The sequence below is a fragment of the Citromicrobium bathyomarinum genome, from assembly GCF_038594485.1.
GTDB lineage: Bacteria > Pseudomonadota > Alphaproteobacteria > Sphingomonadales > Sphingomonadaceae > Alteriqipengyuania > Alteriqipengyuania bathyomarina_A.
This window is the reverse complement of record NZ_JBCFZG010000004.1, coordinates 89,044-112,012: the sequence shown is the minus strand read 5'-3', so window position 1 is coordinate 112,012 and position 22,969 is coordinate 89,044. Positions and strand designations below refer to the sequence as shown.

19 protein-coding genes are annotated in these 22,969 nt (G+C 61.8%); all 19 read right to left on the bottom strand.

Going from position 1 to position 22,969, the window contains the following annotated elements; all coding sequences use genetic code 11:
- Nucleotides 1–68 precede the first annotated feature (68 nt).
- A complete protein-coding gene (locus AAG591_RS06090; RefSeq protein ID WP_342530165.1) occupies nucleotides 69–1,124 on the bottom strand; it encodes an EpsG family protein in 1,056 nt (351 codons plus the stop codon).
- Nucleotides 1,124–2,194: a glycosyltransferase family 4 protein gene (locus AAG591_RS06085; protein WP_342530164.1), complete on the bottom strand. Its 1,071-nt coding sequence runs from the start codon at nucleotides 2,192–2,194 to the stop codon at nucleotides 1,124–1,126. The genes AAG591_RS06090 and AAG591_RS06085 overlap by 1 nt, the downstream gene beginning before the upstream one ends.
- The gene (gene asnB / locus AAG591_RS06080) at nucleotides 2,191–4,161 is read right to left on the bottom strand and encodes an asparagine synthase (glutamine-hydrolyzing) (protein WP_342530163.1); all 1,971 of its coding nucleotides are present in this window, start codon (nucleotides 4,159–4,161) and stop codon (nucleotides 2,191–2,193) included. The genes AAG591_RS06085 and asnB overlap by 4 nt, the downstream gene beginning before the upstream one ends.
- Nucleotides 4,162–4,170: 9 nt before the next feature.
- Nucleotides 4,171–5,049 carry a glycosyltransferase family 2 protein gene (locus tag AAG591_RS06075; RefSeq protein WP_342530162.1) on the bottom strand — a complete coding sequence of 293 codons (879 nt, stop codon included), beginning with the start codon at nucleotides 5,047–5,049 and terminating at the stop codon, nucleotides 4,171–4,173.
- The gene (locus AAG591_RS06070) at nucleotides 5,039–6,097 is read right to left on the bottom strand and encodes an acyltransferase family protein (protein ID WP_342530161.1); all 1,059 of its coding nucleotides are present in this window, start codon (nucleotides 6,095–6,097) and stop codon (nucleotides 5,039–5,041) included. Before AAG591_RS06070 ends, AAG591_RS06075 begins: the two co-directional genes overlap by 11 nt.
- Before the next feature lie 10 nt (nucleotides 6,098–6,107).
- The gene (locus AAG591_RS06065) at nucleotides 6,108–7,085 is read right to left on the bottom strand and encodes an SDR family NAD(P)-dependent oxidoreductase (RefSeq protein ID WP_342530160.1); all 978 of its coding nucleotides are present in this window, start codon (nucleotides 7,083–7,085) and stop codon (nucleotides 6,108–6,110) included.
- 12 nt (nucleotides 7,086–7,097) lie between these two features.
- On the bottom strand, nucleotides 7,098–8,327 hold the full coding sequence (locus tag AAG591_RS06060) for a glycosyltransferase family protein (protein WP_342530159.1): 1,230 nt from the start codon (nucleotides 8,325–8,327) through the stop codon (nucleotides 7,098–7,100).
- Nucleotides 8,324–9,295: a glycosyltransferase family protein gene (locus AAG591_RS06055; RefSeq protein WP_342530158.1), complete on the bottom strand. Its 972-nt coding sequence runs from the start codon at nucleotides 9,293–9,295 to the stop codon at nucleotides 8,324–8,326. The genes AAG591_RS06060 and AAG591_RS06055 overlap by 4 nt, the downstream gene beginning before the upstream one ends.
- Before the next feature lie 140 nt (nucleotides 9,296–9,435).
- On the bottom strand, nucleotides 9,436–10,632 hold the full coding sequence (locus tag AAG591_RS06050) for a glycosyltransferase family 4 protein (RefSeq protein WP_342530157.1): 1,197 nt from the start codon (nucleotides 10,630–10,632) through the stop codon (nucleotides 9,436–9,438).
- A 120-nt stretch (nucleotides 10,633–10,752) separates the two neighbouring features.
- A complete protein-coding gene (locus tag AAG591_RS06045) occupies nucleotides 10,753–11,721 on the bottom strand; it encodes a sulfotransferase family protein (protein WP_342530156.1) in 969 nt (322 codons plus the stop codon).
- Nucleotides 11,722–11,732: 11 nt separating this feature from the next.
- Nucleotides 11,733–13,262 (bottom strand): hypothetical protein, encoded by a 1,530-nt coding sequence (locus tag AAG591_RS06040; RefSeq protein WP_342530155.1) that lies wholly within the window; start codon nucleotides 13,260–13,262, stop codon nucleotides 11,733–11,735.
- A 14-nt stretch (nucleotides 13,263–13,276) separates the two neighbouring features.
- Nucleotides 13,277–14,782, bottom strand: coding sequence for an oligosaccharide flippase family protein (locus AAG591_RS06035; protein WP_342530154.1), 1,506 nt, complete (start codon nucleotides 14,780–14,782; stop codon nucleotides 13,277–13,279).
- Between the two features lie 58 nt (nucleotides 14,783–14,840).
- Nucleotides 14,841–15,947 carry a DegT/DnrJ/EryC1/StrS family aminotransferase gene (locus AAG591_RS06030; protein ID WP_342530153.1) on the bottom strand — a complete coding sequence of 369 codons (1,107 nt, stop codon included), beginning with the start codon at nucleotides 15,945–15,947 and terminating at the stop codon, nucleotides 14,841–14,843.
- Nucleotides 15,944–16,690: a WxcM-like domain-containing protein gene (locus tag AAG591_RS06025; RefSeq protein ID WP_342530152.1), complete on the bottom strand. Its 747-nt coding sequence runs from the start codon at nucleotides 16,688–16,690 to the stop codon at nucleotides 15,944–15,946. Before AAG591_RS06025 ends, AAG591_RS06030 begins: the two co-directional genes overlap by 4 nt.
- On the bottom strand, nucleotides 16,687–17,268 hold the full coding sequence (locus tag AAG591_RS06020) for a GNAT family N-acetyltransferase (protein WP_342530150.1): 582 nt from the start codon (nucleotides 17,266–17,268) through the stop codon (nucleotides 16,687–16,689). Before AAG591_RS06020 ends, AAG591_RS06025 begins: the two co-directional genes overlap by 4 nt.
- A gap of 126 nt (nucleotides 17,269–17,394) precedes the next feature.
- Nucleotides 17,395–18,573 (bottom strand): hypothetical protein, encoded by a 1,179-nt coding sequence (locus AAG591_RS06015; protein WP_342530149.1) that lies wholly within the window; start codon nucleotides 18,571–18,573, stop codon nucleotides 17,395–17,397.
- Between the two features lie 14 nt (nucleotides 18,574–18,587).
- Nucleotides 18,588–20,711 carry a GumC family protein gene (locus AAG591_RS06010; RefSeq protein WP_342530148.1) on the bottom strand — a complete coding sequence of 708 codons (2,124 nt, stop codon included), beginning with the start codon at nucleotides 20,709–20,711 and terminating at the stop codon, nucleotides 18,588–18,590.
- 7 nt (nucleotides 20,712–20,718) lie between these two features.
- Nucleotides 20,719–21,429, bottom strand: a complete 711-nt coding sequence (locus AAG591_RS06005; RefSeq protein ID WP_342530147.1) for a polysaccharide biosynthesis/export family protein — start codon at nucleotides 21,427–21,429, stop codon at nucleotides 20,719–20,721.
- Entirely contained in the window at nucleotides 21,426–22,913 is a 1,488-nt protein-coding gene (locus AAG591_RS06000; protein WP_342530145.1) for an O-antigen ligase family protein, read from the bottom strand. Before AAG591_RS06000 ends, AAG591_RS06005 begins: the two co-directional genes overlap by 4 nt.
- Nucleotides 22,914–22,969 lie beyond the last annotated feature (56 nt).

Below are 22,969 nucleotides of genomic sequence, written 5' to 3'. Positions count from 1 at the left end.
GCGCAATCGCCACCACCCATTTACCGGTCGTCTAGTCGAACCGGCACATCTCCGCAATTGCACACCGCTCAATAGAACAGGCCCAGCCGCGATTCCGGGGTGCCGAACAGCCACGTGAGATAAGGATCGTAACAGTACGAAAAGTGGGACGAAAGCATGCTCCAGACCAGCAGCACACCCACCATAGCAATGTACGGCAGCCCCGCGATTATAGGTTTGTCACGAAATTGTTCGAAATAGGGCAGCCGGGCCAGGATCGTCGCCTGCAAGGGCATGATATAATAGGCGTAACGATCCCCGATCACCGTTGAAACGACCACCAAGGGTATCGTCATGATCATCAGTACAGAAGCAATCAGCACGAGCGCGTGCGATCTGGGATATTTCTCCCGCCAGCGGCGGTTCAACAGTAGCAGGTACGTCAAACCGGTGATAGCCAGTGTGCTCGTCCTGAAATAGGCCCCGCCCGCTTCGATATCGCTTCCAAGATAACGCTGCGCGGCGGTTTGGGCGCTATCGCTGCCTGCGAACAGGAATACGGCCGGTACAACGACGACGAGCGCGCTTGCGACCATGCGCCAACTCAGTTCGCGCCCAATGAAGAGCGCAAGGATCACGAACGGCAGCGCACTTGTATGAAATCCGGCCGCGATCAGAACGAGGATGACGTACCGGATGGTCTTCTTGTCCACGAAGGCGAGATAGGCAAAGCACATGATGCCGATCGCGATACCCTGGCGGAGGGCCGCCATCGGCATGTTGAGAATCAGGACCGGGAACACCAATGCAAGGAAGGCGGTAGGGTTCGGCTCTCGCCGTGCAATGGCGTGGATGCCTGCAAAAAACGGGATCGCGGCCACCACGTTCAGCCACTGATATTCCAGCCCCAGCTGGTGCTGCAGGAAAAAGATCGGTCGCCAGAAAGGTTCGTCGCTGAACAGGGCCTCCTTCAGCGTATCGCCTTGCCAGACCCGGTACTGATAAAGGTACCCTTGCCAGTCGCACCCCACTTCCCATCGGAAGGCGACGAACAGGTAGAGCGCGACCAGCGCCGGCACGTAGGTCTCTTTGGGTCGCGATTGCGCGAGCACCGCAAGCACCAGGAAGATCGCAATATAGAGCATCAATCAATACCTTCGACACAGGCCGCAAGCAGGCTAGAGACACGCTCCTGCTGACTTTGCAAACTGTACCTCAGAAGCACTTTTCGTTGCCCCACCGCCCCCATCGTCGACCGCAAATCGCGATCGCGCAGCAGGCGTTCGAGCGCAATGCGCCAATCGTCGCTGCTATCGGCGAGAAAGCCGTTGACGCCATGTTCCACGATCTCGCGATTGACGCCCACGGGCGAGGCAACCACCGGCTTCGCGCATGCCATGTACTGGATAAGCTTGTAGCCGCATTTGCCGAGCGCCCAGGGCGTTTCATTGAGCGGCATAATCCCGATATCGAATCCATGGATCTGGTCGATTTCTGCGGCCTCGCTCCATTCCAGCGTATCGACCAGCGGATGCACGTCGCGAGCGCCCGAGCCGATGACGGTTATCCGTGCCCCGTGTTGTTCGGCGAGTGCGGTCAGCAAAGGCAGCATCGGGACAAGGTATTCGCGCCAGGTGCTCGGCGTGCCGACCCAGCCGATCCGCGTGACCGTATCGGAACGCGGTGAATTAGGGGTGCGGTATGCATCGGCGTCGACCACGGTAGGCACGATCTCGACCCGAGAGGATCCGGCCGACTTCGCGCGATCGGCAAGATATTCGTTGCCGGCAAGCACCAGCGACGCGTGCTGCATGACCCTGTCGATCTTCTGGCCGAGCATCCGGCGAACCGCCTTGCGCGGATGCAGATCGTAGGAATGAAAGACGGCATCGTCGTAATCCGCGACAATCGGAGTACGCGCGGGCAACAGGCGCCTTTCGATTGCCGCGGGGATCATCGGGAGCGCTTCTTTTTCCAGCCAGATGAGATCGGGCTTGGGCTTCGCGCGCAATTGCCCCAACCGACGGGCGTATGCTGCCGCGACCTGCGAGCGGGTTCCTTCACCAGCATACTGCGCGGTCAGATAGGCGTCATCGAAAAAGGGCGCGATCGATACATCCCACCCATGCGCCTCCAGCCAGGGCACATACTGGAACATGCGCACCCGACTGGATGCGCCCTTGCGCCCATAGCGCGAAAGGATCTGCAGCCTCATGTCCAGCGATCGCGCCAGGCCTGAAGCATCAGGATGCTCCAGAGCGCGGGCGTCCAGTCGGCCTTGCCGGAGAGATGGGCCTGCCAGGCGGCGCGAACCGGTACCGGATCGATCAGCCCATCGGCCGCCAGCGCATCTGCCTGCAACAGATCTTCGGCCCATTCGCGCAAGGGGCCTCGCAGCCAGTGACCCACGGGGATCGCAAAACCCGCCTTTGGCCGCTCGATCAGCGAGCGGGGCACATGGCGGAAGAGAATCTGGCGCAGCGGCCACTTGGCCTCTCCGCCGTGCAGCTTCCAGTCGGTCGGCAAGCGCGCCGACAGGGCGATGACATCGGGGTCGAGGAAGGGAACACGGGTTTCCAGGCTGACCGCCATCGCCGCCCGGTCGACCTTGCACAGAATGTCGTCGGGCAGATAGCCGCGCATGTCGCGCATCATCATGCGTCCGGCAAAATCGCCGGAAAGCCCTGCAGGGACCGGGTCATCGACCGGGAGGGAGCTCGCCTGCGGATCGAAGCAGGTGAGGCGGGTTCCGTTCCATTCGGTCAGGAGACTGCGATAGAACGCATCGGGCGAGCTTGCCTGCCCCAGGCGACGGCCAAGCTTCTGGGCCTTTTCCCCCGGCCGGTTCACCCCTGCAAGCTTGCCCGCGGTATCCCACATGCGCTGCGGCGCATGCTCGATCGCGCCACCGAGCGCGCTTCGCACGACCGGCGGCATGAGCGCGATCCGTGACCACAGGCGCGGACCCCACAGATAGCGGTTGTACCCGCCGAACAGTTCGTCCCCCCCATCGCCCGACAGCGCGACCGTCACGTAAGCGCGGGCCGCCTTGCACACCAGATGTGTGGGGATCTGCGACGAATCGGCAAAGGGTTCGTCGTACATCTCGGGCAACAAGGGGATCACCGCGCGCGCATCGGCGTCGGTCACGGTCAGTTCGGTATGGTCCGTGCCCAGGTGCGCCGCGACCGCCGCTGCATGCGGCGCTTCGTTGAATTCCTGCTGTTCGAAACCGATCGTGAAGCTGCGAACCGGAGCAGACGACACCGACTGCATCAACGCGGTGATCAGCGAGCTGTCGATCCCGCCTGAAAGAAACGCGCCGAGCGGCACATCCGACAGCATCTGCCGCGACACGGCGTCGCGCAGGGTAGCCTCGAGCGTATCGAGCGCTTCGTCGCGGTCCGTCAGTGGAGAGCGAAGCCCGTGTTCCACGACAGCGCCCAAATCCCAGTAACGCCGTACGCTAATCGTGCCATGGGCGTCGCCCGGGCGTAGCGGCGCGCGCGGCGGCGCGGCGGGTGGTGCTTCGCCGAGATCGACGATGGTGCCCGGTTCGAGCTTGAAGACACCTTCGAGAATGCTGAGCGGCGCGGGCACATAGGAAAACCCGATAAATTCCTGCACGGCCGCATGGGACATCGCATTGCTGCATTGCGGGTGCGCGCGCAGCGCCTTCAGCTCGGAAGCAAAGACGATGTCCTCGCCAGCCCAGCCCCAGTACAGCGGCTTTTCCCCCATGCGGTCGCGCGCGAGCGAGAGGCGGCGGCGCTCGCGATCCCACAGCGCAATCGCAAACATGCCGGATGACCGTTCGAGCGTAGCGTCGAGGCCCCAGGCGGCGATCGCGGCAAGCAGCGTCTCTGTGTCCGAATGCCCGCGCCATTGCGGCGCCATTCCTTCTGCGGCCAGTCGTTCGCGCAGTTCGAGATGGTTGTAGATTTCGCCGTTGAATGCCGTGACGAAGCGACCGCAGCGCGAGTGCATCGGCTGCGCGCCCGCCTCGCTCAGATCGAGGATCGACAGACGCCGGTGTCCCAGTGCGATGCCTGCGCTTTCGTCGTACCAGGCGCCGCTCGCATCGGGCCCGCGATGCACCAGGCGCGCAGTCATCCGGTCAAGGATTCCGGGTAGGCTCCCTTTGCTCCCGGATCGGGATAAGATCCCGGTCAACCCGCACATTGATGCCACCTATTGCTTTGCATGGCCCCCCGGGCGGGCGGCAGTGAAGGTCAACGCCTTGGCGATGCAGCGCAGTGCCATCAAGGGCCTTCCCGCGCGTAGCCACGATTTGCCAAGGATACTGGCGATCCTGTGGCGCAGATGGCGCAAATCGGCAGGCTGTGCCCGTGCCATCCGGTGAGCGTGGTCGAGCAAGAAGAAGTAGCCGCGCGAAATTCCCGCCAGATTGCTCATCGCGCTCCCGCCATGCAGCCGATATTCGTAGACGGGCTCTGTCACCGCGCCATGCACCAGATCGCGATCGTGCGCAGCGCTGAGGAAGAAGATGATATCCTCGCAATGGGTCGTGGAGGTGTCGAACTCCAGCCCGGTGATGGCTTCCGCCCGGACCATGTAGAAAGGCCCGAAAAACACGCTCTCATCGAGACGCAGCAGCGGCCGGAAAAAGGGCTGAACTTTGCTGGATGGCCGATAGAGCCGCACCTCCTCGCCATTGCGCGTCACCCTGATAGGCCCGCTCGCAATATCGATCTGCGGGTTGTCGCACAGAAAATTCACGCGAAACGTCAGCGCCGCCTCGGGCAGGATGTCGTCTGCATCGACAAAGGTGATCAGGTCGCCGCGGGCATGGCGCAGCGCGGTATTGCGAGCCGCGCTGGCCCCCGCATTGTCCTGCCGAATCACTTCGATGCGCGGATCGTCGAATGCGCTTGCGATATCGAAAGTCGCATCGGTGCTCCCGTCATCGACGATGATTAGCTGCCACCGCCGATGCGTTTGGGACAGGATCGATCGGATCGCCTCAGCCAGAAACTCCGCCGCGTTGTAGGCCGGCATGATGATCGACACGAGCGGCGCAGGTTGGGTCTCGGCGGGGCTATCCGGCATGGGCCTCACCCCTGTCCCGCGCTGCGCCGGGCGCTCTAAACCCACCCCGCCGGACGATCTTCAATGTCGGTCGTTCGACGGCAACGAAATAGATGGAGCCCGCGAGGGTGCCCAGCAGCGCCGTAACGGCGAAAATCGCCCATTTCCCCATGAAGGGCGCAAGCAACCCGGCCGACACGGATATCACCGGGCTGTGGACCAGATAGATCGAATAGGATGCCGTGCCGAGGAACAGGGCACCACGAAACACGGCCTGCCCCTGTATCGGTTTCAGCAGTGCGAGGCCAAGCACGACCAGCGCCAGCGGCGGCCCCATCAGCAGCTTGTTATCGAGCAGGTGTAACGGCACGAGGGCGACCACGACGAGCAAGCCGGGCACGATCAGCCAGTACCGCCACTTGCGATCGACCTTCGGGAATACCCACGCGCTCGCCATGCCGAGGAAGAATTCGAGAATGATCGGATTCGACAACGCCGTCATCGCGGGCGACAGTGCGAGGTCCGGCCACAGGACCGCCTTCGCGCCAATCCATGCAAGCCACAGCGCGCCTGCCACGAACATCGCGATTTTCGCGAGATAGCGGAACAGAAAGAAAGCGTAGAACATCAACTCGTAGGTCAGCGTCCACGCGACCGACAAGGCCGACACCGTCGCCAGTGGCAGTAGCGTGAGGGTGGCCAGCACGCTCCAGTTTCGCGCCTCCTGATCCCCCTGAAACAGCAGCAGCAGGGCCATCCAGCCGATCCCAACTGGCAGATAGGGCAGGTAAATGCGGGTCAGGCGTTTCCAGGCATAACGCCGCGCGGGCGCCATGCCGGGCGCATCGTTGCGATGCGCGTAGAAGATGATGAAGCCGCTGAGGACGAAGAAGAAATCGACCCCATACGCGCCCCAGCCAAAATAGCGCTGGCCCGGCACCGCGAGGAAATGCGCACTTGCCTGATCGGCGTGGTGGAAAACCACCAGCATCGCCGCAACGGCGCGGCCGATTTGAAGCCATTCGAGCTTGGCGCGTTCCCGCGTAATGCTGGGCGAGGCGGTGGTCACATCTGGCTCGTCAGGCGATCATGCCCTCGTCGCGCAGTACCCGACGGATATCCTCGACCGAAAGCCAGTCGTCATTGTCGCCGGAACCGTATTCGAACAGTGTTTCCAGCTTCGTCGCGCCCGTCTGTTCGCAATATGGTTCAACGTCCCATCGTCCGGTGCGGGGCAGGAAGACGTAGTTCGCCCCGCGCTTCACGACCTGGGGCGATTCGACCATCGAGAACATGATCTCGTGCATCTTTTCGCCCGGACGCGATCCGATGATCCGGTGCTCTGCCTCGGGCGCGATCGCTTCGGCCATGTCGCCCACCCGGTACGAGGGTGAGATAGGCATGAAGATGTCGCCACCCAGGCCATCGTTCACGGCCGTCATGACCAGGTCCACGCCGTCGCGCTTGGCGATCGAGAAGCGCGTCATGTCCGGATCGGTAATCGTGAGAACGCCGCTTTCCTTCTGTTTGAGGAACAGCGGTGCCACGGAGCTGCGGGTGTCGATCACGTTGGCATATCGGACCAGCGAATAGCGGGCGTTCTGGCGCTTGTCGGCGTCCACCAGAATGCGCTCCATCGCGAACTTGGTCGTCCCGTAAATGGTGGAGGGGGCGACCGCCTTGTCGCTGGAAATGGCGACCACCTTGGACACGTCGCTCCGCCCCACAGCGCGGGTCAGCGCATTTGCGCCGCCCACATTGATCCGGTGGCATTCGGCGGGGTTCGCCTCGGCATGGGGCACCAGCCGCATGGCAGCGGTGTGGATGACAGTATCGATCCCGGCGAGCGCACGAAACAGGGCCTCTTCATCGCAGATGTCTCCGAGGAAGAAATCGAACGGCGTCCCGCTTTGCGCGACCCGCTGCATCATGTCGCCCTGCTTGTGCTCGTCGCGCGAGTAGATGACGATCCGCTCGACTGCCGGATCGGCCAGCAGCCGCTCTACGATCGCACCGGCAACCGACCCGGTTCCCCCCGTGATGAGGACCTGTTGCACGTTAACCTCCCGTCACTGCTTTGCGAGCGCTGCCATGGCGGCGCGAAAAATCGGATTGAGGGCTTCGAACCCCCGATATTCAAGCCCGAAGGTGCGGCAGCGCGCACGCAAAGTATTGCGATCTTCGGTCAGGTAGCGGTTTATTTCGGGCCATGCGGCTCGAAACGCCTCAGGCTCGAACCGGGGGACGACCACGCCCACGTCCTGTTCGGTCGCGTGGAGGTAGTCTTCGGAAACGCCCGCAGGTGTCAGGAACGGCATGCCCGAACACAGGTATTCCCCGGTCTTGATACTCGATCGATATTCCTGCCCAGGACCGGGCGGAATCGTGATCAGCCCCATGTCTCCGGCGAAATAATAGCGTTCGATCTCGTCATACGTGCTGTGGCAGATGCTGTACTTGTCTGCCGGGACGCCAGCTGCATCGAACAGCGCGACGACCGTCGCATCGTCTGCCGGGGTAACCATCAGCAGATGCAGCGAGGGTTCGAATTCGAGCAATACCGCCATCATTTCGGCGATTTCGCGATCGTAATAGAGACCGCCGAACTTGCCGGAATAGAACAGTGTCGGCTGGCCGGGGGCGAGCCCGAGTTGCGCGCGCACCTCTTCGCGGATATTCGCGTCGAACTGGAATTTGTTGCCGTTGACGACCGTGGGGACCCGGAAGAATTTCGCCCTGGCCCCGATCGAGCCCAGCCATTCGCCCATGAATCGCGTTCCCGAAGCGATGACATGCGCAAACCGCGCCGAGGCATCTTCCAGCCGCTTCGTGATCCGGTACTGCGCACTGTCCTTGCGCCACATGCCCGATGCCACCGACACATCGCTATGCGGTTCGTACTGGTACAGGAACAGGCGCATCCCCAGCACGCGCGCGTAAAGGTAGGCGTAGGATCCGGCGATCGAACCCAGCGTCACGATATGGCGGAAACCTTTCGCACGCAGCCGGGTCATCGCGGCGAAGCCTGCGGCGACATCGCGGCCCTTGCGCGACAGCTGCATCCCCGGATGCCAGGTCAGCTGCGTCCATTCGAGACCCTGCGACTGCCAGTGCGCGACGAGCTTTTCCTGCTCCGGGGTCAGCGGATTGGCCGGATCTTCGTACGTGACGACATGCAGGCGATACGGCGCGTCCGGATCATCCAGGATGTTCTTTATGTACATCCAGAAATTCCCCTGAATCAGGGGGTCGAACAGGCGATTATACAGGAAAATGACCACAGGAGTGGGCGTCGTCACGTTACGCCTCCATCTCTAATTGCGCGTCCATGCGCGCCTAGCGCGTCGGCGATACGATCTACCTGGCGCTGATAGGTATTGTTCATGGCGAAGGCAATCCTCGCTTCACGCAAGGGACGAGAATCATATTTCGCGAGATTTTTTAGCGCGTAATCGAAGGCTTCGCGAAAATCCCCGTCGGGCCCGGACATCGCGAACAGGTCCGATATATCGGCATAGGCGGAGGTATAGCTGGCGACGATCGGTGACCCGCTGAGAAGGTATTCCATCATCTTGTGTGGGTTGGACTGATCCTCGAAATGGGCCTTCTGATAGCACAGCATCTGCAGGTCGGCGTTGGCGAGGATTGCCAGCAATCGGTCCGGATCGACCTTGCCGTGCAGGATTGCGTTGGAATGGCGAGCAAGCTGGTCGCGGAAAGGATCGCCATCCCTGAAACCGCCGAAGAAGTGGAACCGGACGTCCCCATGCGATTCCACGCATTCCAGAATGGTTTCCCGGTCGAGGTAGGCCATCGACATATTACCGCAGTAAACGCAGTGAATGCCGGGCTCGGAAAATAAGCCCGCTTCATCTTCCGGATTGTAGGGATGCGTCCAGACGCCATGCGTGATGATGGTGACGGGCTTTCCAGCAACCTCCAGGCGTCGCTCTATTTCCCGGCTCGTACAGAAAACTGCGTCGGCTGTCTGCGCGGCGACCTGCGGGTGGAAATTCTGATTGAGATCGACCTGGTGGTAGATCTTCAAGCGATCGCCGGCGAACCGCATATCGTAGAACCGTGAATTCTCGAACAGCCAGACAACGTCGATCCGGGCACCGATCTGTCGCTCGAGCCGCGCAAGCCAGCGCGCTTCCAACTTGCGACGCAAGAAGCCTGGAAGGAAGCGCAGGCCGGGCGCGACACGCGCGCTTCGGACGACGTGCAGGGAGCCGGAGATGACTTCGTCCGACAGATCGACCGGCATGCTCGTTACGCCCCGGGTTTCACCATCTGGCGGATCGAGGAACAGGACCGTGTGCCCGCGTCTGGCAAGTTCGCGCGCATAGTGATGCTTGCTGACCGAATGGCCCGCCCACGGTTCGGGTGAAATTATGAGGATGGTGCTCACGGTTTATCAGCCATGTTCCGGGTGGTGCGCAAGTTAGCCTGTCGAGCGCCATTTTTCCTTTCGAGTGCCGCGTCAAGAACGTTGCGGTATGCTTTCCGAAGCGCGGAGGTCGAAAAACGCCGCGCCGCGCGTTCAGCAATGGCGGCCCGGTCAATCTCTCCGCGCTTGTGACGGGCGGCGAACTGCGTGATCGCTTGCGCCCAGTCTTCGGGATTGCTGCCGTCTTCGAGCCGTTGCCAGTCTTCTGTGCCCGCATATTCGGCGATCGCAGGAATGTACGGGCCGACCAACGGGACTCCCGCGCCCAAGGCTTCCGCACAGGCGATGGAAAACGTCTCGTGGTCCGAATTGAACAGATTGGCGTCGCTGCGCGCGAGCTGGCGGGCGATTTCATCCCTGCTCATCCAGCCAGCGAAGGTGGTGCGCCCGGCGAGCGCCGAGTCCGCAACCAGCGCGCGCATCTCGTCCAGCAATTCGCCATCGCCGCCCAGCACAAGTTCGAACCGGGTGCCGCGCTCCGCCGCGAGGGCGAGACCTTGCAGCATGGGGATGGGGCGTTTGATCGGAACCCATCGATTCGCACTGAACAGTACCGGCACGTGGTTGCTAACTTCTCTGGCCCCGTGAAATGGAACGACATTGGGTACCACGTGGCCACTCACATCTTCCTGCCCGGCAAACAGGGCAATGTCGTCGAGCAGCGACTGCGAAACGGCCAGCAGTGGAAACCCCTGCCGGAAGGGCCTGCCCATCCGTCGCTTGGCTGGCCCGTCCGGGAGATGAAAGCCGTAATGGTAGGCGGACCAATGCTCGGTCATGACGATCGGTTTGCCGATCAGCCGCTTCCACAGATGCATCTGCGAAAGGAGGGGCTGAGCGATATGCACGTGCAGGACATCATACCGCCAGAATTTCTCGCGAAACAAAGCGTAAAGCAGTAATAAGGTGCTGAGGATTTCACCGAGGCGACCCTTGTGGAAACGGCTCAGGCAGAAATATCCGGTCGTTCCCTGTCCCAAGTCGACCCGACGGACCTCCGCGACCTTCCGCTCGGCAGGGCGTACCTGCACCGCGACGATTGCGCCGGGCGCCTCCTCGCGCAGGACCCGCACCTGTTCCTGAATGAAGTTCCCCTCATTCGGATTCCAGGGGTTCGGATACCAGTTGGCGATATGAAGGACGGTTGGGTGCATCGCGATGGTATTACCACAAGCTATAGGTGAGGGGCGCCATGCCGGGTTCCGGCGCAAAGCGTGACTGGCAAATAAACCTGCAATGCGGGCCCCGTTTTGCGAGTATGAAATTCGGACATGTCAGATCTCCTCATATCCGAGCTTCTTCAGCCAAGGATTCATCAAACCGCGCAACTTTGCAGATGCGTCCTTACGCAAGATGCGCACCCCCTTGCCTGAGTTTTTCGCATCTACCGGTGCAAGAGATTTCTGGAGGTGCGGCAACGTGTGTGCATCGTGCAAAGTTGCCTGTGGGGCATTGGATTCTTCGCTAACTCGCGTTCTCGGGATGCCGGTGAAGGCGAAGACTTTATCCAATTGCATATCGGGTTCAGCGATAAGATCTTCATAGCGAAGCAGCATCAATTGATGTGCATTTTTCTTTCGGAATCGCTCGAGCAAGAGGTTGGATTTGATCCACCGGTTTGCGGCAGCCTCATAATCCTCATAAATTCCGGCTTTTACGTAGGATACGACGACATCGCACCCATTGCGCTGCATGCCGATAAATTTGGCGTCAGGGAATACGGTCGCAATTTCTGAAAGAAAGAATGTATTATAGGGTGTCTTATCTCCCCAGAAATACCGGTCACACCCCTCTTCGCGGCCGAAGTGACGGTAGAGGTCATCGAGGAGAGATTCGACCGAGCGCCGATCCGTGCCCGCTGAGCGCTGTTCCAGCGCGAATTTGCGCAGAGAATCTATTTGGAAATGATAGAATTCCGGCTCGTACTCGAAACGACCCGCAACATACGAAACCAGGTCCTCCCATTCGCACCTTAGAAGCTTCCGCGCGCCCTGAAGTGTCGGACCCAAAACATATGTCTCCGGTGGGATATAGATATCCCCATTCTCCATCAGCAACCGCCGGAGCAAGGTCGTGCCGGAGCGCCCGCTTCCAACAATAAAAACCGCGTTGGTTTCACCCGACGTCCGATTGATGCGAATTTTGGGTCGAGGTCCATGCGCGCGTAGCAGCGCAGACCTTCCGGCGAAGGACTTAAGGTACCGATTTGAGGCCACAAATTCGTCCTTTCTGGGATCGCGCAAAAGCGCGGTGCCTAGCGGGCTGGTGAGTTTGGCAGGTGCCGTTTCGCGGTTTTTTGCGGAGTTCGGGCCGACCAGCTCTCGAGCCCGATCAGGCCCTTGATGGCCGCCCGCAAGTGATTTTGGTTCGCTATCATCTGCTTACGGGCGAGAACATAGAAGTGCGCGATCCTTAAAGGCAGGCTTCCGTCTTCGAACCTTATCGCTGCGAACTCGCTCGCGGCGAGCACCTCGCGAAAGCTGTCGATCGCCTCGGTCGACTGGCGCGCCCATTCTGGTAGCGGCACGGGATCTCCAAGAAGGAAGGCGCGAACGCGGTTTTCGAAAACCTCCTGGCTGTGCTCCTTGACAACCAAGTCCCTCAGCGTTGCCGGGTCATAGGAGAGTTGCCCCTCCCGGCGGAACGCCAGCAGCGCTTCCTGAAGGTGTTCGACATCATCCGACATGACACTGTCGGCAGCTGACCACCCTCTTGGGATATCCTTGGTGCCGAAAACCGGCAGGCCTGTAAGCGCAATCTCGCTAAGCACCGTCCCTCCGGTAAGGGGGAAGCTGTCGATATAGGCATCGATCCCGGGCAGAAGCGCTTCGATCTCGTCCCAGCCCATCACTGAACGTCTATCGATGCGCGTGTCCTTCAGGCGATCACCCCACCACTTCTCGAGGCCCGTCCTGCCGATGATGATGTATTTCGCCGACAAATTGCGAACGATCCAGACCGCGAAGTCTGCAAAGTTGTGCCGCATCGAGGGCTTGAGTTTCCCGCTTCGGCCGATCGTCAAAAAGCGAAATTCATCGCGCGGATCGCTGGCTGCAGGCTTTTCGGCATCGCGCTCGGGCGTCCCGACCTTGATCGGGATACCGGCGAAGGATTGCGCCGTGAAGGTTCGCCCGCGCTGCGAAAGCTCGTAGCCGAAGCCGCTGACCTCGATAAGCTCGCGGCTACGGGCGGCGCCGAGCGAAAACGTGTGATCGGTATGGTTGCAGAAGATGATCCGCCGGCCCGCAGCCGCCATTCTCTGCGCGAGCAAGGCGGACACGATATCGTCATTGGCGATGCACAGGTAAAGTTCGCCCGATACCTCCATCGAAAGAAGATCGTCCCAGCGCTCGGGCACGAAAACCCCTACCCCCAGCGCCTCGACCTGTTGGCGGATCGTGTCCGAAATGGCCGACGTGATGACCACCGACGGGGCTTTTCCCGCGGCTGCCAGGGCCTTGACGAAGGCCAGCCCCCATTTCGAGTGCCCGCCGACATCGTGCAGCGCCGTTGCCACGAATGCTGCACCGTCGAACCGGGTGTGAACCTCTCTTGATGCGCAAAAACGGGCGTACAACGTCTCTTCGAGATCGACGTCCTCGAGCCAGGATGGAATGTTGGTCGTGCAATAGCGCGCATAGACCCCCGCCGCGCTCAGGGCATCCGCAGGACTTTTCTGCGAAAGGCAGATGGCGCGCAGACGCCGTGCGGTCGCCTCGATCCGGTCGCGATCGGGCCGCTTGTCCAGCGCCAGCACATCCTGCGGGGTTTGAGGGAGGGACATCGGGTAAGCTCCCATCAGCCAGCGTTGCGGATCAGGAAGAGCGCGCGAATCTTATCGAGATGCGCCGGTTTGAGCGGCCACATTTCCACGCTGGCCGGATGGGCCAGGATCGACCGTGCGAAAATGAGCATGCTCACTACCCCGACGATTTGCGCGATGACCAGCGCATAGGTCGATATCACGAAAATCGCGATACATGTCAGCAGGATCAGCAGCACCCTGGCAAGCACTGGCCCGCTCAGCGTGACATCCAACGTCCGGCGCGCATAAACCAGTACGAAGGCCGAATAGGCGAGGTACATCGCGATATAGCCGACCCCCACCGCGACGAACCCCAGCTTTTCGTACAGCGTGGCCGCAAGGATCGAAAAAGTAGTCCATGCAATTGCGTCGGCCGCGAAAAACGTCCGCCCGTGTCCGTTGGCAAGAATGGCGTAGCCGATCGGCCAGCTCACGAGCTTCAGCACGTCGCCCAGCACCAGCAGCTTGAACAGCTGGGCTGCCGTGCTGAACTCGCTCGAATACAGCACCACGAAGATCAGTTCGGAAAAGGCAATGAAGATTACCAGGATCGGCGCACTGAGCAGTGCGATCAACTCGATCTGGTGGACCACCGCTTCCTGAACCGGTTCGCCGCGCGAGATGATGCCCGAAAGCCGCGGATAGTATTCGGACGACATCGATCCGACCACCAGGCCGATATAGATGACGCCGACCGACCAGGCTGCCTGGAAATAGCCGAGCTCCTCGTCGCTACCGGATTGCTGGACGACGAGACGGATCAGCAGCAGCCCACCGATCGGAAGCAGCCCGGTGATCATCACGAAGAACCCGAGCCGGCTGATCTCTTTCCACAAGGGAAGCGAGAATTTGGCCAGCGGTATCCGCACCGCGCGGCGAACCGAATCCCGGCACAGGTATATCGAACACGCGAGCGAGAACACCGCCGGGATGATCGACAGCAGCGGCACCGCGATGCCTGCATCCATCACCGCAACCGGGATCGACACCGCCGAGGCCGAAATACCGGAAAGGAGCGTGAGCTGGGCAATTCGCTTGTGCCGTTTGCGACCACGCAACAACGCGCCGTATGGCTGACTGTTGATGGCTGCAAGGATGCCGACGGTCAGCACCATGATGCCTGTGCCGGTGACACTTTCGGTCAGTTCGCCGAGGTCGAAAAACAGCATGATCGCAAGGAACACGACTGCGGTGACGACCGATTGCAAAGCGGACGTGACAATAAGATTGAAAAAGGTTTCGCTTTCAGCCTCTGGCGGCGCATCCCCCGGCGTCCCCTCTTCGATCGAGGCGATCGCGCGGGTCCCGCTGCTGTTCATGCCGACCGCACCGATGGACGCAAAGAGGTTGGTCACGTTCATGAACAGGCCGATCAGGCCGACGCCTACGGGGCCCAGCAGCACGGCGACGAACTTCATCTTGATCATCGTGAACAGCAGGTTGATGACCTGCGAGCCACCCACGAAGAAAATCGCCCGGATTACCTCTCTGGCGGCCATGTTGCGTCCGTATTTCCGTTCGATCGACGTGCCGTGGCTACGGGCCAGGCGGATGGGATCAGGAAGTCTGCGCGATCTCGCGGAGAACTTCGATCACGTGCTGCGCGTCTTCCATGGCCAAGTGCGGCCCGATCGGCAAGCTCAGAACCTCTCCGGCCAGGGTCTCGGCCAGCGGCTGGCTGCCGGGCCCGATCCCGGCCTCGGCATAGGCCTGCTGCCGGTGGGGCGGAAGGGGGTAATGAATGAGCGTACCCACGCCCGCGTCGGTCAGCCGCTTCTGCGTCGCTTCGCGGTCCGCCGCGCGCACCACGAACAGGTGCCATGCCGGTTCGGCCCAGTTGGGCACGAAGGGTAGGCCGATGCCCGATACCTGGCTCAACTCTTGCCGATACAGCGCTGCAATCCTGGCCCGCCGCTGCGTCCATTCGTCAAGATGCGCGAGCTTCACGGACAGCACGGCTGCCTGGATGGGATCGAGGCGCGAATTCGTGCCCTTTTCCTCGTTCACGTATTTTTCCCGGCTGCCGTAATTGCGCAGCACGCGAATGCGGTCTGCTATCGCGGGATCATCGGTAGTGATCGCCCCGCCATCGCCCAGCGCGCCCAGGTTCTTGCCGGGATAGAAGCTCCAGCAGACGACATCGCCGTGCGCGCCGATCCGTTTGCCCTTGTAACGCGCGCCATGGGATTGTGCGGCATCCTCTACCACGCGCAGGCCCCGGTCCTCTGCCAGCCGCAGGATCGGATCGAGATCGGCCGGCTGTCCGTACAGGTGCACCGGCAGGATCGCCCTGGTGCGCGCGGTGATTGCCGCTTCGATCCGCGCCGGGTCGATATTATGCGTCGCGGGATCGGGCTCCACCGGCACCGGAACCGCGCCCACGTTGGAGACGGCCAGCCAGGTCGCGATATAGGTGTTGGACGGGACGATGACTTCGTCACCCTCGCCGATATCGAGCGCGCGCAGGGCAAGGGTCAGCGCGTCGAGCCCGTTGCCGAGCCCCACGCAATGCTGTGCTTCGCAATATTGCGCCCACTGGCCCTCGAAGCTCTCCACTTCGGGGCCGAGAATATACCAGCCGCTCTCGAGCACGCGCGCGACCGCAGCATCGATTTCGGGCTTCAGTTCGCGATAAGCCGCGCCAAGGTCGAGAAAGGGGATCATCGCTTTTGCGCCTCGACCTCGGTCAGGAACGTATCGTAATCGCGAATATAATCCTCGTTTTCGTAGGGCCGGGACGCGAACACCAGGAGCACCGCGTCGCGCGAATAGCGGTATTGAGTACCCCAAATCATCGGCGGCATGTGGACGCCCACGTCGGGCCGGTCCAGCGTTACCTCACAGCGATCGACACCATCGTCGAGCAGGACCCGGCACGATCCGTGGACACACAACAGGAACTGTTCGCAGCGCCGATGTGCATGCTCGCCGCGCAGTTCGGTTGAAGGGACGTCGAAAATCGTAAAATATCGCGCAGGCTGAAACGGCAGTTCATCGGGGAGTTCCCCGACGGTCAGCGACCCTCGGGGATCGCCGATCTTGCGCATCAGATAGAGCGCTCCGCCCCCGACGGCCAGATCGATCCTGGTCGGCCTCGGGTGATCGAGATACTGGGCCAAATCGAAATGATGGGTGGTGCGCTGTACCTGGTCCGACGACGGACGGTAACCGACAACCTCTGCGGGGTTTCCTTCGAGGATCGCATTCGGCGGGACGTCCCGCAGCGCAACGGCCCCCGCGCGCAGCCATGCGCCGCGACCGATCGACACACCGGTGCCGATCACGCACGCCGGTTCCAGGATCGCGCCTGCGCCCACCGTGATTCCGGCACCTGCAAAGATCGCACTCTCGGCGATCTGCGCACCCTCCTCAACGGTCACGTCCTCGCGTGCTACGCTCGCGGTCATTGCTTCTCCTCCGTGCCTGCCGAACTCTCGAGGGAATCGAAAGCAGTCATGGCATCGGCAAACTGGGCGGCGCTGAAGGTGAAAAACAATTCCTTCTCGTCCCGTCGAACTTCAGTCATCCCGAGGCGGCGATAGAATGCAATGGCACGCTCGTTCGCGATGCGGACATCGACGTCGGCAATATCCAGCCCGAGCGCTTCGAAACCCACGCCAAACGAAAGCAGCGCACTCTCGATCGCGGCCTTGGGGGGCTTGCGATCGTTGAGGATAAAGCTTCCCCAGGTGAAGCGTTGCTCCCCGATGTTGTAAAGCCGGACGGTCCCGCACGGCACCCCGTCGGTGCGCTCAATAAGGTAGTAATATTCCGTGCCCGCCGCCTCCCGGGCCTTGTAGCGTTCGATCCACGCCCGCTGGCCAGCGACCGAGCCATCAACGGGCGAAAGATGGGTGTTCAGGCCGGGGTCGACGCGCAGTCCGTGGATGAACGGGGCGTCTGACGGTTCGACAAGGCACAGGCGCACGCGTGCGCCTTCCAGCCGTTCGATTGTCGAATTCATTGCTTTCATTGCGCCGATCATGGCCCCAATCGACGCGGCGAAATTGCCGGACAGGATTGCGCGGACGGCGTGTGCCGCCTTCCGCGTTCGATCGCGGGGGGTATAGATTGTGGCCCTTGGCGTGACAAGCGGCTGCCTCGGCTGCGGCTAGCGCAGCAGTTTGATGGCAGTGATCGGGCCCTTGATCGTGCCGCCGGTAGACCATGCCCGCCCCTCGATCGACAGGACCAGGACGTCACAGCCCGCCGGTCGTGCCGGCACGGGCAGAACTACTGGCGAGGTGCCGAAATCTTTCGCGGACAGTTCGGGGCCGTCGCCGGCGCATGTGAGCTTGGCCGACAGCGTATCCCTGTCTCCACCGATCTCTATCGCATGTTCGATGCGCAGGGCGGCTACCTCGGGTGGCAGATCAAGCATGCGGGTGGCCAGCACGCCGCCACTGCCGGGCTGAACACGGATCGCCAGCCCCCCTTCGGGCCGGGTTCGTGCATAGGCATCGTAGCTGTCGGTCAGGTCCCAGTCGAAGGGCGGGAATTGCGCCTTCCAATCGAGCTGCTTCGCCTGTGCTGCGGTTTTGCCCGAGGGATCGAAGGCGCGGTAGAGCGCAATCGCGCCGCCGAACTTGCCCGCGCGGACTAGGTTCACCACCAGATCGCGATCGGTTTCTGGTGAAATGTCGGCCTCGGGCGGCAGGGCAAGGCGCAGGCGAACAAGGTTGTCGGCTGCCTCTGCATCCCGCGAAGCCGCTAGCAGGAACGCATCGCTCCAGGGGGCACCTCCAGCCATCAGCTTTTGCAGTTCCGGAATGGAAGCCTCTTGCCGGAGCGCCTGCACCAGGCCCGTGCCGATCGTGCCGGTCGCCTTCGGGTTGACCCGCAGCAACGCGTCGATGATCGGCAGCGTCGCTGCGTCGTCACCGCGCGCAGATGCCTGGATCATCAACGCCGTCTGGAGCAGCGCTTCGCGCCGGCTGATATTGCTCGCCGCATCGAGTATCCGCTCGCGCTGCTCTGGCGGGGCATTCCAGGCGAGGATCGCGAGCGAGAGCGGGCTGAGCAAGGAACGGTTCAGCGCCTCGCGCGCGTAGGGCAAAGATTTGCTGACATCGACCGATGCGAAGCCCTGCTCCTGCGTGCCCACCGTCATGTTCGCACGAGCCAGCTTCTCAAGCGGATAGGGCGAGGATGACGAGGCCCTGGCCGCCGCGTCGGGGAGGATCCTGGCGACAGCATTGCCAAACGCCTGCTGGCCTGCCGCGACAGCCGACAGCAGGCTTGCCACCACGATGGCCGTTGCGATCCAGGGGCGCATCGGTACCGTCATCATCTGGCTCCGCCCCCTTACTCGGACTTGTAATCGTAACCGTAGCCGTACTTGTAGCCGTAGGCATAGCTTTCGTTACGGTAATCGAGCTTCGTGACCACTGCACCGAGCAGCTTGCCGTGGGTGGCGCGCAGCCGCTGGATCGCCTGGCGAACCGAGCGGAACGTGCTGCCGTTTGCCTGCACGACGTAAACGATCCCGTCGACCGCGTCGGCAATCTGGGGAGTGTCGGCCAGGCCGAGCAACGGCGGCGCATCGAGAACGATCCAGTCGTAATGCTTCCTCAGTTCGTCGAGTACGATCTGGAACTGGGAGGTCGAAAGAATGTCGGCCGGGTTCAGCGTCGAAGTGCCAGCGCGGACGAAATCGAGCCCGAACTCGTCCTTGTGAACGGTCGGCAGGCTGGAAATCTGGCCGGCAAGATAGGTCGACATCCCCTCGGTAGATTTCGACTCGTTCAGCCGGATCGAAATGCCCTTGCGCCGCAAATCCATGTCGATCAGCAGCACCTTCTTCTTCAGGCGCGCGAAGTTATAAGCAATGGCGAGCGAGGTGAGCGACTTGCCCTCATCCGGACGCGTGCTGGTGACAAGGATGATCTTGTCGTCCGGCTTGGTCGCGAAATTGATCGCAACGCGCGTGGAGGCATAGGCTTCGGATAGCTCGGAGTGCGTATCGCCCAGCTGATTCTCGACCTCGTCGGCCTCGAACTTGGGAATGAGGCCGAGCACGGGGAGCCCCAGCCTGCGCCGCAGTTCGGACGGATCGCGGACCGTATCGTCGAAGATCTCGCGGGCGAAAATAAGTCCGCCGCAAAGGGCCAGCGCCGCCAGCAGGGCAAGGAAGAGATTCCTCACCAAAGACGGGCTGTAGGGTCCGCCGGGCGGTTCTGCGCGCTCGACTAGCGCGATGTTGTTCCGTCCGCCGCCAACGACATCCAGCTCTTTGTAACGCTGCAGCAAGGCGTCGTATAATTGCCGGTTGGTGTTCACCTCCCGATCCAGGATGCCGTATTGCACGCCCTGATTCTGCTGCGCCAGATACTCGGCCTTCGCCCGGTCGAACCGGGCTTGCAGCTCTGCTTCGACCTGTCGCGCACCACGCAACTGCGCATCGCTCGCAGCGCCCGTGATGCCGCTTTCCTTCGATAGCGCCGACCTGAGCGAACGAAGCTCGGCCTCGCTTGCCTCTACCTGGGAATTTTCCGGGCCAAGCGTGGTACGCAGCCTTGCAAGCGTGGCCTCGACCTCCGCGATCCGGGAACGGATCGTCGCCGCGCCCGCATTCGCGACCGAGGCCGCACGCGCGGTACCCTCGGCTTCGATCCGGCGAGCGGTTGCTGCGGCCAGAGCTTCGTTCAATTGCGATAGGCGGGTTTCCACGAGGGTCTGCTGTCCTCCGCCTTCACTATCGCCCGATGCTCCACGCTGCAGCACAACGATGCCATTTTCGTTGGCATAGGAAATCAGCGCAGCTTCGGAAATTTCGAGCCGTTCGCGCTGTTCCGCCAATTGCCGTTCCAACCGCCGGCGGGCGCTCTGCGTGTCGCCGAACCGCTTGTCGTAGTTGGTCTGGATAAACTGCTCGGCCCAGGCATTCGCAAGCTTGGCCGACGCGGCAGCTCCGCCGGTCCTGACGGAAATGTCGACGAGGTTGGATTCAGGGATAGGTTCGACCTGAACATGACCGAGAAGATTGCGGGCAAGCTGTTCGGCCGACGGTGAGGCAGTCTCCGGGTAGCCGAGCGCTTCGATAACCGCACGGTCCTGCGTCAGGTTTTCGGCTTCGACGACCCGTTCGGCAAGGAAGCGGGACCGCAGCAGGACATACTGCGTTTGGTAATATTGCCGGTCACGGTTCTCGACATCGATTGCGACACCCTCGATCTGGGTCGCCCCGGCGTCCACACGGCTGATCTCGATCCGCGAACTTGCAAGGTACTGCGGGTCTTGCAGGACGGTTGCGAGGATCGCGAGAGTTACTGCGGCGGCGACGATACCCAGCAGCCAGTACCGCAGCTCGAACGCCCGCTGCGCCAATCGCTGCGGATCGAGGAGGTCGGTCAATCCGCCCGAACCGTGCCCCGTTTCGGCTGTGGTCTCGGCGTCGCTGGGATGCTGTTGCGTAGGGGCAAAATCCATGAGGGTCTCAGTTAACGAGCCGGTCGACCAAGATGACCGGCGTGATGGCAAGGGAAAACAGTTGGAGAAGTGATTCAGCCCGGCGCCGGGCGGGCGAATCGCCGACCATCACGATATCGTCGGGATAGAGTGCGGGATCCTCGTAGTTGCCGCGGTAGATAGCGGAAAGATTATAGACCCCGATATACTTCCGGCCATCGACCTCGCGAAAGATCAGCACGTCGTCGAGCTTCGCATATTCGGTCGTACCACCAGCCATATTGACCGCCCGCATCAAAGTGGGCGCCTGGATGACGGATACGTTGCCGGGTGTAGCAACCTGTCCGCCGATCGAGATCGTTGGGGCACGTTCGCTGCTCACCCGCACCGTTACATCCGGGTTGAGTACGAAGCGGGGATTGAGGCCCGCCGCAATCCGATTGGCGAGTTCGCCGGGCAGAAGCCCCGCGGCATACACCCGCCCCAGATAAGGATAGTCGATGTAGCCGTCCGTCTCGACCACGTAGGTTCCACCCAGTGTTTCGTCCTGGCGCACGGCAATCTGCAGCGAATCGAGAGGACGCAGACCGTAGTATGCACCGGTCTTGGGCGCTGGCAGCGATTGCAGGTCGGTCGCCTCGATGCCGGGAGCGGCGGCGATCTCACGGGTGGTCGCGCAGCCGCCCAGCGCCAACGCAGACAAGCACAGCAAGGCTAACAGGCCGAATTTATGGGTCATGGCGTCCCGTCCTCCATGGCGGGCTCTGTAACCGCCGAAGCTCTGTGAGAATATGAAACCTCGCCTGCCTGCCGATCTCGCAAAGTGGCAGGAAGGTGGGCAAGAATCCCGAGCAGTAATATCGCAACCATCTGAAACAGTGGGGTTCGCAGCGGATAGTCGAATCCACTGCCGAGGATCAAGACGGTTGTGATGCCCGCGCCGCAAAGTGCCGCGATCCGGCCCTCCCTCCCGGACTGCCATAATCGGATGAGAGTACGCGCGATCCAGATCATGCCCGCGATCAACAGTGCCGCTGCGGGCAGCCCGCCTTCGATGACAACCTGCAGCCAGTCGTCGTGCGCCTGATTCAAATAAGATGGAATGAGAACCTCATTGGTCTCGTAGGCATAGAACACGTCTTCGAAGCTTCCGAAGCCCGAGCCCCAGGGGAAGAAGTCGCCCGCCATGCGCACCAGAATGGGCGTCACTCGAAAGCGCAGATCGTCCAACGGGCCAGCAGCCGACAAACGCTGCAGGGCGGGCATGCGGTCCGCGAGATATAGCAGGAAGAGCAGCACCACAGAGATCAAAACCAGCGGAGCGGCGATGCTGAACCGGTGCGAGCGCAGCAAGTTCGAGAGTTTCGTGCCACCCCGTTGCCTGCGCGACCGCGGCTTTTCGATCACGAACAGCATGCCACTGCATCCCAACGCCAGGGCGGTCAGCGCAAGCCCCCCACGCGACCCGTTGATCAGCTGGAACATCAGCAAAGTGAAGTAGATCACGCCAAGCGAGGGGAACACCCAACTTGGCTGCGGACGCGGTGCCATCCGCGCAAATCCGGCAATCAGGATCATCGACGCGGCGCCGAAAATGGCCGCGTGATTTGGGTTGGCGAACAGGCCGACCGGCTGGCGCGGATCCGAATATTTGTAATAATGCAGGGCGCTGCTTTCGCCATAAGACGCCTGCAATATCCCCAGCAGTGCACTCGCCAACGCGATCGCAATGATCGTGACGATCGCAAATCTCATGGACTTGCGCCCGAGCGCGGCCCAGACGAACAGGGTGGAAAGCGGCACCGCCATCATCCACAGGGCGTGCTGCGTGCGCCAGGGTACCATCGATAGCGGACGCCAGTTGCGGTCGCCGATCGCATCGGCAACCAGCGTCATCGGCCCTCGCCCAGAGAGCGCTCGCCAAAGGTCGGGCGGCAGCGGGATCAGCTGCACAACGCACAGCCCCGTCCACAGCAGCAGCACGATCAGGGGCGTGCGCAGCTCTCGCCAGTCATTGTCCCACGACTTCAGCAAACCGTACCCGGCAGCAAGGCACGCGATCGGCAGCAGGATCGCAAGCTGCATCGCGTCGTAGCGCGACGATCCGCCAAGCGCGGCCATCATGAAGGCGAACAGCGCAGCGACCACCACGATCGGCTCCGTAGTCTGCTCTGCTGCTCCACGCTTCTGGCGTTGGCGTTTCCGGCCCGCAAATGCCGCCATTGATGGTAACCCCTTCCGGTCTCGGTTCGCAGGCCGCCCTGTTCGCCATGCGAGCG